Origin of the sequence: Romboutsia sp. Marseille-P6047 (assembly GCF_900604535.1) — a bacterium.
GTDB lineage: Bacteria > Bacillota > Clostridia > Peptostreptococcales > Peptostreptococcaceae > Romboutsia_E.
In genome coordinates this window covers 11932-28713 of record NZ_UWOT01000023.1, presented here as the reverse complement: position 1 = coordinate 28713, position 16782 = coordinate 11932, and the positions used below count along the sequence as shown (strand labels likewise).

Annotated in this window: 18 protein-coding genes; 3 read left to right on the top strand and 15 right to left on the bottom strand. The window is 28.6% G+C overall.

Features of this window, described 5'->3' with window-relative positions; all coding sequences use genetic code 11:
• The 10 genes from EIH23_RS15580 to galU (EIH23_RS15535) all read right to left on the bottom strand — a co-directional run.
• Positions 1-329: hypothetical protein (locus EIH23_RS15580; RefSeq protein ID WP_164489103.1), on the bottom strand; the 329-nt coding region annotated here is incomplete at its 3' end.
• A gap of 85 nt (positions 330-414) precedes the next feature.
• Entirely contained in the window at positions 415-1437 is a 1023-nt protein-coding gene (gene rfbB, locus EIH23_RS15575) for a dTDP-glucose 4,6-dehydratase (protein ID WP_122641341.1), read from the bottom strand.
• A 5-nt stretch (positions 1438-1442) separates the two neighbouring features.
• Entirely contained in the window at positions 1443-2015 is a 573-nt protein-coding gene (gene rfbC, locus EIH23_RS15570; protein WP_122641340.1) for a dTDP-4-dehydrorhamnose 3,5-epimerase, read from the bottom strand.
• The gene (gene rfbA / locus EIH23_RS15565) at positions 2015-2884 is read right to left on the bottom strand and encodes a glucose-1-phosphate thymidylyltransferase RfbA (RefSeq protein ID WP_122641339.1); all 870 of its coding nucleotides are present in this window, start codon (positions 2882-2884) and stop codon (positions 2015-2017) included. Before rfbA ends, rfbC begins: the two co-directional genes overlap by 1 nt.
• Before the next feature lie 34 nt (positions 2885-2918).
• Entirely contained in the window at positions 2919-3755 is an 837-nt protein-coding gene (rfbD, locus tag EIH23_RS15560; protein ID WP_122641338.1) for a dTDP-4-dehydrorhamnose reductase, read from the bottom strand.
• 25 nt (positions 3756-3780) lie between these two features.
• Positions 3781-5325, bottom strand: coding sequence for a murein biosynthesis integral membrane protein MurJ (murJ, locus tag EIH23_RS15555; RefSeq protein ID WP_122641337.1), 1545 nt, complete (start codon positions 5323-5325; stop codon positions 3781-3783).
• A 293-nt stretch (positions 5326-5618) separates the two neighbouring features.
• Complete coding sequence (locus EIH23_RS15550; RefSeq protein WP_122641336.1) at positions 5619-6533, bottom strand: glycosyltransferase family 2 protein; 915 nt, start codon at positions 6531-6533, stop codon at positions 5619-5621.
• 22 nt (positions 6534-6555) lie between these two features.
• Positions 6556-7248, bottom strand: a complete 693-nt coding sequence (locus tag EIH23_RS15545) for a sugar transferase (protein ID WP_195252005.1) — start codon at positions 7246-7248, stop codon at positions 6556-6558.
• Between the two features lie 321 nt (positions 7249-7569).
• Complete coding sequence (locus EIH23_RS15540) at positions 7570-9273, bottom strand: phospho-sugar mutase (RefSeq protein WP_122641335.1); 1704 nt, start codon at positions 9271-9273, stop codon at positions 7570-7572.
• A gap of 15 nt (positions 9274-9288) precedes the next feature.
• Entirely contained in the window at positions 9289-10164 is an 876-nt protein-coding gene (gene galU, locus EIH23_RS15535) for a UTP--glucose-1-phosphate uridylyltransferase GalU (RefSeq protein WP_122641334.1), read from the bottom strand.
• Between the two features lie 278 nt (positions 10165-10442).
• Between galU (EIH23_RS15535) and EIH23_RS15530 the strand changes: the two genes are divergently transcribed.
• From EIH23_RS15530 to EIH23_RS15520, 3 genes are read left to right on the top strand one after another with little or no spacing between them, the layout of a single operon-like run.
• Positions 10443-10661 carry a DUF1659 domain-containing protein gene (locus tag EIH23_RS15530; protein WP_122641333.1) on the top strand — a complete coding sequence of 73 codons (219 nt, stop codon included), beginning with the start codon at positions 10443-10445 and terminating at the stop codon, positions 10659-10661.
• Positions 10662-10698: 37 nt separating this feature from the next.
• Positions 10699-10926 carry a DUF2922 domain-containing protein gene (locus tag EIH23_RS15525; RefSeq protein ID WP_122641332.1) on the top strand — a complete coding sequence of 76 codons (228 nt, stop codon included), beginning with the start codon at positions 10699-10701 and terminating at the stop codon, positions 10924-10926.
• Positions 10927-10936: 10 nt separating this feature from the next.
• Entirely contained in the window at positions 10937-11086 is a 150-nt protein-coding gene (locus tag EIH23_RS15520; protein ID WP_122641331.1) for a YvrJ family protein, read from the top strand.
• Between the two features lie 179 nt (positions 11087-11265).
• Here the strand turns inward: EIH23_RS15520 and EIH23_RS15515 are convergent, their stop codons facing one another.
• From EIH23_RS15515 to galE (EIH23_RS15495), 5 genes are all read right to left on the bottom strand, one after another.
• On the bottom strand, positions 11266-12243 hold the full coding sequence (locus EIH23_RS15515) for an LCP family protein (RefSeq protein WP_122641330.1): 978 nt from the start codon (positions 12241-12243) through the stop codon (positions 11266-11268).
• Between the two features lie 404 nt (positions 12244-12647).
• Complete coding sequence (gene galE / locus EIH23_RS15510; protein WP_122641329.1) at positions 12648-13634, bottom strand: UDP-glucose 4-epimerase GalE; 987 nt, start codon at positions 13632-13634, stop codon at positions 12648-12650.
• Between the two features lie 14 nt (positions 13635-13648).
• The gene (gene galU / locus EIH23_RS15505) at positions 13649-14584 is read right to left on the bottom strand and encodes a UTP--glucose-1-phosphate uridylyltransferase GalU (protein ID WP_122641328.1); all 936 of its coding nucleotides are present in this window, start codon (positions 14582-14584) and stop codon (positions 13649-13651) included.
• Between the two features lie 26 nt (positions 14585-14610).
• Complete coding sequence (locus tag EIH23_RS15500; RefSeq protein WP_122641327.1) at positions 14611-15048, bottom strand: COG2426 family protein; 438 nt, start codon at positions 15046-15048, stop codon at positions 14611-14613.
• Positions 15049-15207: 159 nt separating this feature from the next.
• Positions 15208-16236: a UDP-glucose 4-epimerase GalE gene (gene galE / locus EIH23_RS15495; protein WP_122641326.1), complete on the bottom strand. Its 1029-nt coding sequence runs from the start codon at positions 16234-16236 to the stop codon at positions 15208-15210.
• Positions 16237-16782: the final 546 nt, after the last annotated feature.

Here is a 16782-nt window from a genome sequence, read left to right as displayed (position 1 = left end):
ATATATACATAGTCATTTTTTAATATAGCAATTTCTACAAATGGAATTGCTCCTTCATATATAAATTCTAGTACATTACCTAATAATATTAAAATACTTAAAATCCCTATATTTAAAGGATTTCTTTTATCAACCTTTTTTTGTACAAATTTTTTATCATAAAAATACCCTAATACTATAGATATAATAATTGTACTTATAAAGAATATCATTGATACTGTTGAAAGCTTTGGATATAAATTAGACCATCCTAAGTTATACAATACTAAAATCAACGATAAACTTATCGAGTATAAATAATACGGGTTTAATGATACGCTAAAATTCATTCTATACCCCCTCCAATTTTAATTTTAGAATTTTACGCTTAAAATATTAAAGATGATAAAATACTTATCATCTTTAATAGGCTCATTATTTATTTGAATACATTTTTTCGTAATAATCAGCATATTCACCTGATAGTATATTTTCCCACCAAGCTTTATTATCTAAATACCATTGAATAGTCATAGCTATACCAGTATCAAAGTTATACTTTGGTTTCCATCCTAATTCTTGCTCTAACTTAGTTGGATCTATAGCATATCTTAAGTCATGTCCTGGTCTATCTGTTACGTAAGATATTAAGCTTTCCGGCTTATCTAAAGCATTTAATATAGTTTTTACAACTTGTAAGTTAGTTCTTTCATTATGTCCACCTACGTTGTAAACTTCTCCGACTTTACCTTTGTGTATTATTAAATCTATCGCTGAACAGTGATCTTCAACATGTAACCAGTCTCTTACGTTCTCTCCGTTCCCGTAAACTGGAAGGCTTTCATCATTTAAAGCTCTTGATATCATAAGAGGTATTAACTTCTCTGGGAAATGATATGGTCCATAGTTATTAGAACATCTTGATATTGTAGCTGGAAGTCCAAATGTTCTTTGGTAAGCATGTACTAAGAAGTCTGAACTAGCCTTAGATGCTGAGTATGGAGAACTTGGGTTAAGTGGTGTACTTTCTGTGAAGAATAAGTCTGGTCTATCAAGTGGTAAATCTCCATAAACTTCATCAGTAGAAACTTGATGATATCTTTCAACACCAAATTCTTTAGATGCATCTAATAATACTTGTGTTCCTATAACATTAGTTTTAACGAATATTCCTGGATCTTCCACAGATCTATCAACATGTGATTCAGCTGCAAAGTTAACAACTATATCAAACTTTTCTTCTTCAAATAGATTAAATATGAATTCTCTATCTGCTATATCCCCTTTTACAAACTTGTAATTAGGCTTTCCTTCTACAGGTTTTAATGTTTCTAAATTTCCTGCATAAGTTAAAGCATCTAAGTTTACTATCATATATTCTGGGTACTTATTAACCATATAGTGAACAAAATTTCCACCTATGAAACCAGCACCACCAGTAACTAATATCTTTTTCATAATCTTTACTCTCCTTTATATTCAAACGGTAAATCTAATTCTTTTAATGTCTTTTGTTTTTTATCTTTTTCAGATAATAATAATTCTTCTATACCTTCTAATGGCCACTCTATACCTACATCTGGGTCATTCCATAAAAGTCCACTATCATATTCTGGAGCATAGAAATCTGTGCATTTGTAGTTGAATACTGCTTCATCAGATACAACTAAGAATCCATGAGCAAAACCTTCTGGAACATAGAATTGCTTTTTATTTTCAGCAGAAAGAAGTATTCCTTCCCACTGACCATAAGTTGGTGATCCTTTTCTTAGATCTACTGCAACATCATATACTGCCCCCTGAGTTACCCTTACTAGCTTTCCTTGAGTGTGCTTTGTTTGGAAATGCATTCCTCTTAAAACACCTTTTCTAGATTTTGATTCATTATCTTGAACAAATACCATATCAAGGCCAGCTTCTACAAAAGCTTCTCTATTATAACTTTCCATAAAGTATCCTCTCTCATCTCCGAATACTTTAGGTTCTATTATATATAAATCTTTTATTTTAGTTTCTATAAAATTGAAGTTACCCATTATTTCACCTCTTCAGATACTTTTACTAAATATTGTCCATACTCAGTTTTCATAAGTGGTTTAGCAAGTTCTAATAATTGTTCTTTTGTTATATAACCTTGTCTATATGCTATTTCTTCTAAACAAGCTATATATAAACCTTGTCTAGTTTGAACAGCTTCAACATAGTTAGATGCTTCTAGTAACCCTCTATGAGTTCCTGTATCTAGCCAAGCCATTCCTCTTCCAAATAATTCAACCTTTAAGTTCCCTCTTCTTAGATATTCATTATTAACAGCAGTTATTTCTAACTCTCCTCTTTCAGAAGGTTTTACATTCTTAGCTATTTCTATTACATCATTATCATAGAAGTATAATCCTGGGACAGCATAATTTGACTTAGGCACTTCTGGCTTTTCTTCTATTGATAATACATTAAAGTTTTCATCAAATTCAACAACTCCAAAAGCTTTTGGATCTGCTACTTGGTATCCAAATATAGTTGCTTCATCTCTTTCTACAGCTCTTCTTAATCTTTCTGTAAATCCATATCCGTAGAATATGTTATCTCCAAGAACTAATGCAACTTTATCATCACCTATAAACTCTTCACCTATTATAAATGCTTCTGCAAGTCCATTTGGATGCTCTTGTACAGCATATTCTATATTTAATCCTAATTCACTACCATTTCCAAATAATTCTTTGAATATACTTATATCTCTTGGTGTAGATATTATTAATATATCTCTTATTCCTGATAACATAAGCACTGACATTGGGTAATATATCATTGGCTTATCATATATTGGTAAAGCTTGCTTTGATACACATTTTGTTATTGGGTATAATCTTGTTCCAGATCCCCCAGCTAATATAATACCTTTCATTGTTTATCTCCTCGTATGAAATTAATATTTTGTCTTATTTTTCTAAATATTCTTTTAAAGATTCTTCCCAGTTTCTAAATGTATTTAAGTTTACTAGTTTTAACATAAAGTTATCTAAAACAGAGTATGCTGGTCTTGGTGCAGGTCTCTTGAATTCTTCACTAGTAACTGGATTAACTTTTATATCTATATTTTTTATTTCAAATATCTTCTTAGCGAAATCATACCAACTACATTGTCCTTCACATGTTCCATGATATGTTCCATAATATTCAGTTCCAATTAAGTCTATTATAGCCTTAGCTAAATCTACTGTACTAGTTGGACTCCCAACTTGATCATCTACAACGTTAAGTTCTTTGTTAGTTTCCGCTAATTTTATCATAGTTCTTACGAAGTTATTTCCTTCTCCATATAACCATGCAGTTCTAACTATAAAGTATTTTAAGCAGAATTGTTTAGTAAATTCTTCACCCATTAATTTACTTGTTCCATATATTGAATTAGGGCATGTAGCATCATCTTCTCTATATGGTCTAGTTCCACTTCCATCAAATACATAATCAGTTGACACTTGTACAAACTTTGCCCCTACCTTTTCACAAGCAATTGCTAAGTTTCTAGGTCCTAATGCATTTATTTTATATGCATTTTCTACATCTGTTTCACATAAATCTACAGCTGTATGTGCTGCACAGTTTATAACTGCATAAGGATTTTCTTTACTTATAAATTCAGATACTTGATTTGCATCTAATATATTTAATTCATCTCTATCTGTAGCGATGATTTCATACTCACTATAATTTGCTAATTGCTTGCTTAATTCTAAACCAAGTTGTCCTTTAGCTCCAGTTATTACTACTTTCATAAGTTGCCCCTCCTATTATATGTTTTTATTTTTTTAATTTAAGTTTAGCTTTAACCATATCAATTATATATGTTATTTCACTTATTTTAAACAGTATAACGAGAACTCCATATACTATAGCTCCTACTAATACGGATGTACCTAGAGAAATCACTTGACCTATTGTATCACTGCTTAAATGCATAGCTAAATATTTATTACTCATATATGCAGCAAATCCCATTATTAAAGATGCTACTAAACTTTTTATAAATGTAATTATTATTTTTCTTTGCCCAAAATCTTTTATCTTCTTTTTTAATGCTATAAAAAGTACTATAACTATTGATATATTAGCTACACTTGTTGCAAATGCTAATCCTGCATGTTTTAAATATTTTATTAATGCAAAGTTTAGACATATATTTATAACAACAGCTAATATAGCTGATTTCATAGGTGTCTTAGTATCTTTTAAAGCATAAAATATTTTAGTTAGTATATCATTTAGTCCACTTCCAATTAATCCAATAGCATAGAATGATAGGGCTACTGCTGTGATCTTTGTATCTTGTGCTGTAAATTCCCCACGTTCAAACAAAAGCCTAACTATAGGTTGAGAAAGAACTATTGCTCCTACAGATACAGGTAATACTAATAGTGTTATGCTATTTACTGACCTAACTACAACTTGTGCAAAGTCTTCTTTTGAGTTTTCTACAGATAGTCTTGAAATAAGTGGGTATACAACTGCAGTTATAGACACTATAAATATAGAAATTACAAATGAATTTAACTTACTAGCAAAGTTAAGTGCTGCTACACTTCCTAATGGTAATGTAGATGCTAAACTTTTATCCACCATTGTATTTATTTGATTAACAGCTATTCCTACAAATATAGGCGCTATTAATATTACAAGCTTTTTCATTTTTGCATCTTTAAGATCTAAAAATGGCTTATATTTATATCCATTTTTAGCTGCAAATGGCACTTGGAATAAAAACTCAGATGCTATCCCTAATAATGTTCCTATAGCTATTATTACAGAATTATATTTTGCACTTAAGAATATTGAAACTATAATAATAATATTTTTAGGTAAACTACCTAAACCTGGAACTGTAAAATTATTATGAACTTGTAAGTAGCCATTCATTATAAAGCTTAACCCTATAAATGGAATAGACATAATTAATATTCTTGTATATTGTACTGTTAGTTTTAATCTTTCTCCATCAAACCCTATTGCAAAAAGTTTAACTAATGGTTCTGTAAAAATAATCCCTAATATAGATAATATAGTACATATAATTACAATTACATTTACTATATTATTGGTAAATTTTAATGTAGCTTTTTTACCTATCTCATTTTCAACTTCATAATATATAGGTATATATGTAGTAGCTATAGCTGACCCTGCTGCTGCAAAAATTATGGTTGGTATTGAAAAGGCAACTACAAATGCTTCTGATATAGCATTAGTTCCATATACATATGATAATGCCATTTCTCTTCCAAACCCTAATATTTTTGTCAATAAAGTCGCTAACATTAACCAAGTTGCTGCTTTAGCTAATTTCGACATTCTTATATTCTCCTAACCTTTTTGTATTTATATAAACATAAATATTACATTATTATATTTTAACCATTATAATAGCTTTAATTTATTTTATTCTATAAGCTATTACCTTTTTATATATAATAATATTTTATTTATATGAAATATCTAAGTTTAGACTGTTTTAGCCATATTATTCTATATTATGACTATGAAATTATAACATACTTTATTTATTAAATAAAGTAAAATGGATGAACTTTAGTAGGCTCATCCATTTTAATAACAAATTATTTATATTTTAAAATTTAATATCATTATTTATTATCAAAATAAAATGAATGCATACTCATTTTTTTAACAAGACCTATTGGCATTTTATAATAAATTTGACCTAATTTATATCCTATAAATCTAAATCCACTATCTACTATTAAGTGTGGTATTAAAAGATATTTGTTATTTGCCATTAAGTGTTTTATAGCTGATTTTACAAACTTAACACCTTCTGACTCCGATTTTATACCGTGGAAGTATTCCTTACTATCAGTGAATACCACTCCAACGTCAAAATTTCTTTTGAATTGTTGCATATAAGTATAATTATGAGAGTGAACCACCGATGCGTTGGCTGCATATAAAACCTTCTTGTCTGAGAATATTAATTTTGATGCTATTATCATATCTTCATTCATAATTGTTTTTTCTGGAAATCCATCAACTTCCCAAAACTCCTTAGTTAAAAAGGCTGAACAAACATTTGTAAAGAAGAATGTTTTAACTCCTAATCTGTCTATATCCTCTTTTGATTTTATTATATTAGTATCACCGTAATTAAACTTTCTTGCAAACTTTTCTATTTCATTTGCATCTTCTCTAGGCTTTTGTCTTCCATAACTTGCAACAATATCATTTTTACCTAGATCTTTAGTTAATTCTTCTATAAAGAATTCATTTTCTGGATAAGCATCTTGAGTCATAAATACTAATATATCCCCTGTAGCTTCTCTTGCTGCTCTATTTCTAGTTCCACCATGGTCAAATTCACCATTATTAATCGGCATGAATTTAACGATGTCATATTTTTCACATATACTTCTAGTGTTATCACTTGATGCTGTATCTATTATTATTATTTCTTTAACTTTTCTACTTTGATTTGTAAGTTTTTCCAATAGATTTTTTATATATATCTCTGCGTTTCTTGTAGGAATTATTACACTTATCTCCAAACTTTTCACCTCTTTTATGCTTTTACCTAGCACCTTCTCTTTTAACCACTTTTATTGCTGTCATAAATATTATATATATATCTAATAAGGTATTTCTTCTAATTATATATTCCATATCTAACTCAACTCTTTCATCATAAGTTGTATCACTTCTACCACTTACTTGCCATAATCCAGTTAAGCCAGGCTTTATACTCATAAAATACCCTGCATATTCTCCGTAAAAATCTAATTCCTTTGTTACTATAGGTCTAGGTCCCACTATACTCATTTCACCTTTAAGTATGTTAAAAAGCTGTGGTAATTCATCTAAACTAGTTTTTCTTATAAAGTTTCCTACCTTTGTTATTCTAGGATCATTTTTAAGTTTAAACGTTTCACTATATTCTTTCTTTTGCTCTGGACTTAATGTTTTTAATACTTCTTCAGCATTATGCACCATAGATCTAAACTTCCAACATTTAAATTGTTTTCCATTTAATCCAACTCTCTTATGCCCAAATATTATACTTCCCTTTGGATCTTCTATTTTTATAGCTAGTGCAACTATTAAAAATATTGGCGATAATATAACTATACCTAATAACGAACCTACTATATCTATAGTTCTCTTTATAAAATTATAAATAAAGCTCTTGTTTATATTATCTTCTATTGTTGAAAAGTATAAATTAGAATTCTTCACACATTCTGCATAAATCTTTTTTTCCACCATTAATTATCCTCCTATTTTCAATTACACGCCCTATATAATATGCATTCTATGAATAATCATAAAATTTTAATACATTTTATTATAATTCATATTCGACATAATATCAATATTTTTAGATATTATTCACTTTTTTCACTCAAAATCTGATGTCTAAAATTTGTAAAAATATTATTTAAAAATTTAAATAATGTACTATATATAAATTTCCCGATAAGCTTTTAATTTACTATGTATTTAATTTCACTCTTACCTTGTTTTACATAGTAAAAAAATAAAAAAAATAGTAAAAAGGATTATTTTATAACCCTTCTTACTATTTTACTAAATTATCCCAATTTTATTTAATATTTTATTTATAGAATCTTCAATCCCATTTATCTTGCTATCAGATTCGTCTTCATCATTTCCTTTTACAGCTATATAAAACTTAAGCTTAGGTTCTGTTCCAGATGGTCTAATTGCTATCCAAGAACCATCATTTAAGAAATATTTCAGCACATTAGATTTTGGAAGTCCATCTATGCCATCTTTATAATCTTTCTTTTCTATTATAGATACATTATTTACTTCATCAATTTCATTTTCTCTAAAGTATTTTATAATCTCTTGTATTTTAGCTAAACCATCTATTCCTTTTAATGTTAAAGATATAGTTTTTTCTTTAAAATATCCATATTTTTTATATAACTCTTGTAAACCTTCATATAAACTCATACCTTTAGAATAATAATATGCTGCCATCTCAGAAATTAAAATTGCAGCTACAACCCCATCTTTATCTCTAGCATGAGTTCCTACTAAATAACCATAGCTCTCCTCGTATCCAAATAAATATGAATTTTTATTTGTTTCTTCAAATGATTTTATTTTTTCACCTATAAACTTAAATCCTGTAAGTACATTCATAACTTCTATATCATTTTCTCTAGCTATATCAGCTCCAAACTCTGAAGTAACTATAGTTTTTATTAATACAGAATCATCTTTAAGTTTATTGGTTTCCTTTAGACCTTCTATTATATAGTTAGTTAACATTCCACCTATTTGATTTCCTGTAAGCAGCTCATATTCTCCTAAAGAAGTTCTAACAGCTATACCTACTCTATCGCAGTCTGGATCTGTGGCTATAACCAAATCTGACTCATTTTCTTTAGCTAATTGAATTCCTCTATTTAAAGCTTTAGCTTCCTCTGGATTAGGATATTCTATACCTGCAAAATTTGAATCAGGTTGTTCTTCTTCTTCAACTACAATTATGTTTTCAAATCCAACCTCTTTTAATGCTCTTCTTATTGGAACATTTCCAGTTCCACATAAAGGAGTATATACTATTTTAAATTCTTTCCCTACATTAGTTATTACATCTTGTCTTATAACTTGAGACTTTACAGCTTCTATAAAATTAGTATCTTGTATTTCATCCAACATTACTATTAGAGATTTATTTTCTTCATTTATAGTTGGTATTAAACTATAATCTTCTATGCTATTTATTTCATTAGTTATTGCATCAGCTATATGAGGCATAACTTGAGCTCCATCTTCCCAGTATACTTTATATCCATTGTACTCTGGAGGATTGTGACTGGCAGTTATTACTACACCTGCTATACAGTTTAAACTTCTAACTGCAAATGATAATTCTGGCGTAGTTCTCAAGCTATCGAATATATACGCTTTTATGCCACATGCAGCTAATGTGTTTGCTGTTTCTATACAAAACTCTCTAGACATATGTCTATTATCATGTGCTATAACCACACCTCTATTAGCATCTTCTTTACTAGTATTTTTTAATATATAATTTGCTAATCCAAAAGTTGCTCTTCTTACTGTATATATATTTATTCTATTCGTACCAGCAGCTATAACACCTCTTAATCCCGCTGTTCCAAATTCTAAATTTTTATAAAATCTATCTTCTATTTCTTTTTTATCATTTATAATATTTCTAAGTTCTTGCTTAGTATCCTCATCGAAGTATTGATTACTTAACCATTCTTCATACTGTTTCATGTATTCCATAATTTTATAACCTTTCTACTTGCTAGTTGCCTTAGTTTTTAAAAACTCTATAAAATCATCTCTAAGTTCTGGTCTCTTAAGAGCAAAATCAACAGTTGCTTCTAAGAACCCTAATTTATCTCCAACATCATATCTTCTACCTTCAAAGTTATATGCATATATAGCTTCTTTAGTCGCTAAAGTTTGAAGAGCATCTGTAAGTTGTATTTCTCCACCTTTACCTGGCTCCTGATTTTCAAGTATATTAAATATTTCAGGAGTTATTATATACCTTCCAAGTATAGCTATATTAGATGGTGCATCTTCTATATTTGGTTTTTCCACCATGTCTTTTACTTTATATACTCTATTTTCTATATGCTTAACATCTAGTATTCCATATTTGTTAGTGTTTTCTCTTTCTACTTCTTGAACACCTAAAACTGTTGTTTTGTATTCATCATAAGTATCTATTAATTGTTTTAAACAAGGAACTTCTGCATCTACTATGTCATCACCTAAAAGTACTGCAAATGGCTCATCACCTATAAAACTTTTAGCACAATGTATAGCATGTCCTAATCCCTTTGGCTCTTTTTGTCTTATATAATGTATATTAACCATATTAGATATATCTTGAACCATTTTTAACATTTCAGTCTTTCCTTTTTGTTCAAGTTCAAGTTCTAATTCTACTGATCTATCAAAGTGATCTTCTATACTTTTTTTACTTCTTCCTGTAACTATTAAAATCTCTTCTATTCCAGATTCTATAGCCTCTTCTATTATATATTGTAAAGTAGGCTTATCTACTATTGGTAACATTTCTTTTGGTTGTGACTTTGTAGCTGGAAGGAATCTTGTCCCTAATCCTGCAGCTGGTATTATGGCTTTTCTGACTTTTTTATTCATTTTATCCTCCAAATAATCATTTATTATATAATTAACTAATATTTTATTTATTAGATACTCCCGCTATACTCTTATAAACTCCTATATTATAACAAAGTTATTTAATTTATGATATATAAAATTGATTAAATAGATCTTATTAATCACAAAAATTAATGGGATTTTTATATTACTCATATAAATTACTAACATTAGTTCTAACTACATGTAAATTTATCCTGGTACTATTTAATTAAATAAGGGACAAACCTTATAAAAAATTTAAGGAGGTAAACATTATGGCTACAGAAATGAAAAGTGCTTCATCATTAAAACTACAATTTAATAAAGGACTTGGTACAGATGGAAAGGAGATAACAGGTAGTAAAACTTTCTCTAACTTAAAAGAAGATGCTTCTCCAGAAGATGTGCTAGCAGTTGCAAATGCTTTTGGTGGACTTCAAAAACATGACTTATATAACATTGTAAAAATAGACTATACATCAATATCTGAATAAATAAAAATAAAAAATAAAATTTGGGAGGTAATTTATTATGGATAGTACTTTAAAATTAATAATGACTTTTAAATCTGAGGGAGATAAAAATGTTAACTTTACAATTGATGATCCTAGGTCAAATTTAAGTGAGGATGATGTTATTGAGGCTATGAACTTAATACTTGAAAAGAATATATTCTGTCCTGGTGAGGTTGATTTAAAAGAAGCTGTTAAAGCTAAAGTAGTTCAAACTGAAACTACTGAATATAACCTTCAGGCATAAGGACTAAATTATGGATGGTGAATTTTTATCTGTCATAAGTAATGTTGGATTTCCTATAGCCTTATCTATATATCTTTTAGTAAGGATAGAAGGAAAACTTCAATGCTTGTCTGATAGTATAAATGAATTATCTAAGGCTTTGCTTACTTTTAATAAGTAAAAGTCGAAAAACAAGTGTCATAGTGAAAAATCTATTAGTCAAGCAATTGAAAAACATTGCAAATAACTAATAGATTTTTTCACTTATGCCACTTTTTGTTTAATTCTTTTTTACTATAATCAGCGAAGCTAGATTATAAATAGGCCTTAGCCTACCTTATATGTCTATGTATATATAATCTATTCTTCACTTTTACCGTATATAAACTCATGCCAAGCTTTTAAGTTAGGTTCTTTTTCCCATTCTATAACCCAACCTTTTTGCTTACTTACAATATGACCATTTCTGTACTCTGCAAGTGGGAATTGGAATTGGTCTATGTTAGTGTCATTTATTTTAAGAGCTGTAAATCCTAAGTTTATCATTTCCATAGGACTTATATTTGTTTTAGTATTTTCTAAAATTATTTCTGCTGCTCTTTTATATTCGTTAGTTTCGCTGTTTAAAAATTCTTTGTATACACTTTCTGCAACTTCTCTATGTCTATTGTCTCTTGCATAAGCACTGTCTGTGTATCTTATTCTACTGAATGCAAGTGCTTGATACCCATTTAATCTTTGTTTTCCTGATTCTTTTACGTATTCTTTTTCTATTTCATCTTTTCTATCATAGTAATAGTCGTAACAAGCATCAATATATTTATTAACTTCTGCTACATCTTTTTCTTCTACATTAACTTCGACCCCACCGATTTCATCTATTATATCCATAAATGAGACAAAGTTAACTGCTATGTACTTATCGATTTTTATATCAAAGTTTACTTCAAATACTTCTCGTAATAAATCAATTCCTCCATATGCATAGGCATGAGTTAATTTTTCAGTTGAATGCCCTGGTATATCAACATAAGTATCTCTTGCTATAGAGCTTATTTTTATATCTTTATTATTAGTATCTATTGTTACTAACATTACAGAGTCCGATCTGTTAGTTTTTTCTATGTTTGCACCATCAGTTCCTACTAATAATATGTTTGTTACTCCTTCAACGATAGTTCCTTCTTCACTTTCTTCTCTTTCTGCTGCATCAACCTTTGTAGTATTATCCTTTTCGTATATTTTATTTAAATTAAAATACACAATTCCAAATACAGATATTCCCCCTACTAAAATTATTCCTAATAATGCTAATAGTATTTTCTTTAATTTTTTCATATTTACTCACCTTTTTATAGTATACTTTTTAATACTGTAAAATTATACCACTAGCATCATTTTCTATCAATATTAGTCAATTACTAATTAAGTATTACTATATTTTGTATATAAAACTTAATGCCCCTACCCTATGTGTATTTCCACGCTTATTATTAAGCTATAATAACCCCTATTTAAATTTTATATTATGCTTAGAATACTTAGTAAGATCTATATTTACTTTAGAAAATTCATTATTAATACATAAATCTCGTAAATAAATCTTATACATATACAATATTACTTTTAAGGGTATTTATTATACTACCTTGATAAATAATGTACATTCATTACATAATAACAGTTTTTATTATTTTAACTACCTACTATAAAGAGAGCATATCAATACATGTATAATATTCTTATTTAGTAAATCCTGCTGGATTTTTGCTATGCCAATTCCAGGCATCTACTATTATTTTTTCTAAAGAGTCAAACTTAGGCTTCCATCCAAGAATAGTTTTTGCCTTATCACTAGATGCAATAAGTATAGCTGGGTCTCCAGCTCTTCTTGGCTCCTCAACTGCAGGTATATCAAAATCAGTTACTCTTCTAGCAACGTCTATAACCTCTTTAACAGAGTATCCATTACCATTCCCTAAGTTAAATATATCACTATCATTTCCTTTTCTTAAATACTCAAGAGCTAAATAATGAGCGCTTGCTAAGTCCATTACATGTATGTAATCTCTTATACATGTACCATCTTCAGTATTATAATCATTTCCAAATATACTTATATGACTTCTCTTTCCTAGAGGAACTTGAAGTATTAATGGAATTAAATGAGTCTCTGTCTTATGATCTTCACCTATGCTTCCATCAAAATAAGCTCCAGCTGCATTAAAATAACGAAGAGATACATACTTTGTATTATAAGCTTTATCAAACCACTTCATCATTTTTTCCATTGCAAGCTTTGTTTCTCCATACGTATTAGTTGGGTTAGTTTCATCACTTTCAACGATTGGTATATTCTTTGGTTCACCATAAGTTGCTGCTGTTGATGAGAATACTATTTTATCAACATTATTTTCTTTCATAACATCTAGTAAGCACATCATTCCATACACATTGTTATGGTAGTATTCATATGGCTTTATCATACTTTCACCTACTAATGAATTTGCAGCAAAATGTATTACAGCTTCTATATTATTTTCTTTGAACACTTTATCTAATGCTTCTTTATCTCTTATATCACACTTATAAAATTTATTAGTTAATAAAGCTTCTTCATGACCTGTAAGTAAGTTATCAACTATTATCACATCTTCATTTTTTTCTAAGAAGTATTTCACTGTATGCGAACCTATATATCCTGCTCCACCTACTATTAATATACTCATATTTCATTCTCCTTTTATAATTTTTCTGATGTAAATGCTACTTCATTTAATATCTCTTTATCTTCTTTTGTAGATTCTAATAAATTAGTTTTTATTTTTAAAAACTCCATAAAATCATCTCTAAGTTCTGGTCTCTTTAAAGCAAAATCAACAGTCGCTTCTAAGAATCCTAACTTATCTCCAACATCATATCTTCTTCCTTCGAAATTATAAGCATATATAGCTTCCTTAGTAGCTAAAGTTTGAAGAGCATCAGTTAACTGTATCTCTCCACCCTTACCTGGTTCTTGATTTTCAAGAATATTAAATATCTCAGGAGTTATTATATATCTTCCAAGAATAGCAATATTAGAAGGAGCATCCTCAACATTTGGCTTTTCGACCATATCCTTTACCTTATATACTCTGTCTTCTATATGCTTAACATCAAGTATTCCATACTTATTAGTATCTTCCTTAGCAACCTCTTGTACTCCAAGTACACTAGTTTTATACTCATCATACGTATTTATTAATTGCTTTAAGCAAGGAACCTCTGCATCAACTATATCATCACCTAAAAGTACTGCAAATGGCTCATCTCCTATAAAACTCTTTGCACAATGTATAGCATGTCCAAGTCCCTTTGGCTCTTTTTGTCTTATATAATGTATATTTACCATATTTGATATATCTTGAACCATCTTAAGCATTTCCTTCTTACCTTTTTGCTCAAGTTCAAGCTCAAGTTCAACACTTCTATCAAAATGATCTTCTATACTTTTCTTACTTCTTCCTGTAACTATTAGTATTTCTTCTATACCAGATTCAATAGCTTCTTCTATTATATATTGTAAAGTTGGTTTATCTACTATTGGTAGCATTTCCTTTGGTTGTGATTTTGTAGCGGGTAAAAATCTTGTTCCAAGTCCTGCTGCTGGTATTATTGCTTTTCTTACTGTTTTCTTCATTTTATCCTCCAAATAATTCTTCCTTATTATATTATATGCAGTGCTAATCCGGATACTATGATCCCTGCCATAGCATTTCCAATAAATATGCCCATAAGAGCATCTTTTATCCTCATTTTAAATATTGATGCTAAAGCTGCTGCACTCCAAGATCCAGTTGTAGGTAGTGGTACCCCTACAAACAATATAAGACCTATTATACTCGCTGACTTTAGCTTCTTTGCTCTACCATCTATTTTATTATCTATCCATCTTACTATTTTGTTAAAGTATTTTCTATGTCTTAAGTAATCTATTACTTGTCTAAATACTAAAACTATAGGAACTGCAACTATTGTTGATACTAGTAAGCAGAATAAATATAAATAAACTGGATGTAAATCCATTGCTATTCCTAATGGTATAGCGCCTCTTAACTCTATTACTGGCACCATAGAGAAAAACATTAATTTTATGTATTCCAATACATAATTCCTCCAAATATTTATACTTTATTAAACATCATACTTTTTCTATTATACCTTTTTTTAAAATAAAATTTTGTCGTTTATTGTATTTTTAACTTATTTTTTATATAAAATAAAAGAATACTATCTAAAAATATAGATAGTATTCTTTACTTATTATAACGCTTCACTAGGATTAGAATATCCATTAGGATTATTACTTTGCCATCTCCAAGCATCTTCACACATCTCTTTTATTCCATACTGAGCTTTCCATCCAAGCTCTACATTAGCTTTTTTAGGATCAGCATAACACATCGCGACATCACCTGGTCTTCTATCAACTATTTTATAAGCCACTTCTCTACCACTAGCTTCACTAAATGCTTTTACCATATCTAAAACACTATATCCATTTCCTGTTCCTAGATTATAAGTTACAAGACCACAATTAGTATCTAATCTATCAAGAGCATTTAAGTGTCCATTTGCCAAATCAACTACATGTATATAGTCTCTAACGCCAGTTCCATCAGGTGTATTATAGTCATTTCCAAATACACTTAATTCTTTTAATTTACCTACTGCTACTTGCGATACATATGGCATTAAATTATTAGGTATATCATTAGGGTCCTCCCCTATTAAACCACTACTATGTGCACCAACTGGATTAAAGTATCTAAGTATAGCTACATTAAAACTTGCATCAGCCTTTGCAATATCTCTTAGCATATCTTCTATCATTAATTTAGTTGCTCCATATGGATTTGTTGTACTTAATGGAAAATCTTCTGTTATTGGACATGTATGAGGATCTCCATATACTGTTGCAGATGAACTAAATACAAATTTTTTCACATCATATTTTTTCATTAAATTTAATACGCTTAATGTATTTATTATATTATTAGTATAGTATTCTAATGGTTTTGCAACGGATTCTCCTACTGCTTTATATGCTGCAAAATGTATCACAGAATCTATATCATTTTCTTTGAATACTACTTCTAGATTTTCTTGATTAGTTGTGTCTATTTCATAAAATTTAAAATCTTTATTTGTTATTTGTTTTATTCTATCTAGAACTATAGGATTACTATTTGAAAAATTATCAACTATTATTACATCTTTATTACTTTCTAAAAGCTGAATTACTGTATGACTCCCTATATATCCAGCTCCTCCTGTTACTAATACTGACATATTTACTCTCCTTTTATTAATAAACTCCCATAATAAGTTAAAAATCTTTTTTATTATACTTTATCAGCAAGGAGAAAATTGTCATTTTTTGTAATATATCATTATTTATTTTAATTAATATGTTAAAAAATTAGTTATAAATTTATACACTAAATAATATTTATATAGAAACCTATAAGGAGATTATTATGAAAAATAAGAATGATATAAAAATCAAACTACTTAGTATACTATGTATGACTCTACTAACAATCATACTTTTATTTATATCTTGCAGAATATTCTTTGCTATTATAAACGTATTTATATACTTCACTGGGCTAGTTACTATATTCTTATATACTTTATTCATTATTGGAATCATAACCTACCTCATATTTAAGATAATTATAAAATCCAATAAATTTAATAGAAATGACTTAACCATAGTAGAAATTTTAGATATATGTATATCCATTCATTTAAAATTTAACTTAAGCTTATTATTAATAAACTTAATATTACTAACTATCTATACATACTTATAAAAAATAACGAGTGAAATTT

Excerpts from the sequence above, each read along its gene's own strand:
- galU (WP_122641334.1), bottom strand. The coding sequence starts at position 10,164 with ATGAATAAAAAAGTCAGAAAAGCCATAATACCAGCTGCAGGATTAGGG.
- rfbB (WP_122641341.1), bottom strand. The coding sequence starts at position 1,437 with ATGAAAAAGATATTAGTTACTGGTGGTGCTGGTTTCATAGGTGGAAAT.
- EIH23_RS15545 (WP_195252005.1), bottom strand. The coding sequence starts at position 7,248 with ATGGTGGAAAAAAAGATTTATGCAGAATGTGTGAAGAATTCTAATTTA.
- rfbD (WP_122641338.1), bottom strand. The coding sequence starts at position 3,755 with ATGAAAGTAGTAATAACTGGAGCTAAAGGACAACTTGGTTTAGAATTA.
- EIH23_RS15515 (WP_122641330.1), bottom strand. The coding sequence starts at position 12,243 with ATGAAAAAATTAAAGAAAATACTATTAGCATTATTAGGAATAATTTTA.
- galE (WP_122641329.1), bottom strand. The coding sequence starts at position 13,634 with ATGAGTATATTAATAGTAGGTGGAGCAGGATATATAGGTTCGCATACA.
- EIH23_RS15525 (WP_122641332.1), top strand. The coding sequence starts at position 10,699 with ATGGATAGTACTTTAAAATTAATAATGACTTTTAAATCTGAGGGAGAT.
- murJ (WP_122641337.1), bottom strand. The coding sequence starts at position 5,325 with ATGTCGAAATTAGCTAAAGCAGCAACTTGGTTAATGTTAGCGACTTTA.
- EIH23_RS15540 (WP_122641335.1), bottom strand. The coding sequence starts at position 9,273 with ATGGAATACATGAAACAGTATGAAGAATGGTTAAGTAATCAATACTTC.
- EIH23_RS15520 (WP_122641331.1), top strand. The coding sequence starts at position 10,937 with ATGGATGGTGAATTTTTATCTGTCATAAGTAATGTTGGATTTCCTATA.
- EIH23_RS15530 (WP_122641333.1), top strand. The coding sequence starts at position 10,443 with ATGGCTACAGAAATGAAAAGTGCTTCATCATTAAAACTACAATTTAAT.
- rfbC (WP_122641340.1), bottom strand. The coding sequence starts at position 2,015 with ATGGGTAACTTCAATTTTATAGAAACTAAAATAAAAGATTTATATATA.
- galU (WP_122641328.1), bottom strand. The coding sequence starts at position 14,584 with ATGAAGAAAACAGTAAGAAAAGCAATAATACCAGCAGCAGGACTTGGA.
- rfbA (WP_122641339.1), bottom strand. The coding sequence starts at position 2,884 with ATGAAAGGTATTATATTAGCTGGGGGATCTGGAACAAGATTATACCCA.
- galE (WP_122641326.1), bottom strand. The coding sequence starts at position 16,236 with ATGTCAGTATTAGTAACAGGAGGAGCTGGATATATAGGGAGTCATACA.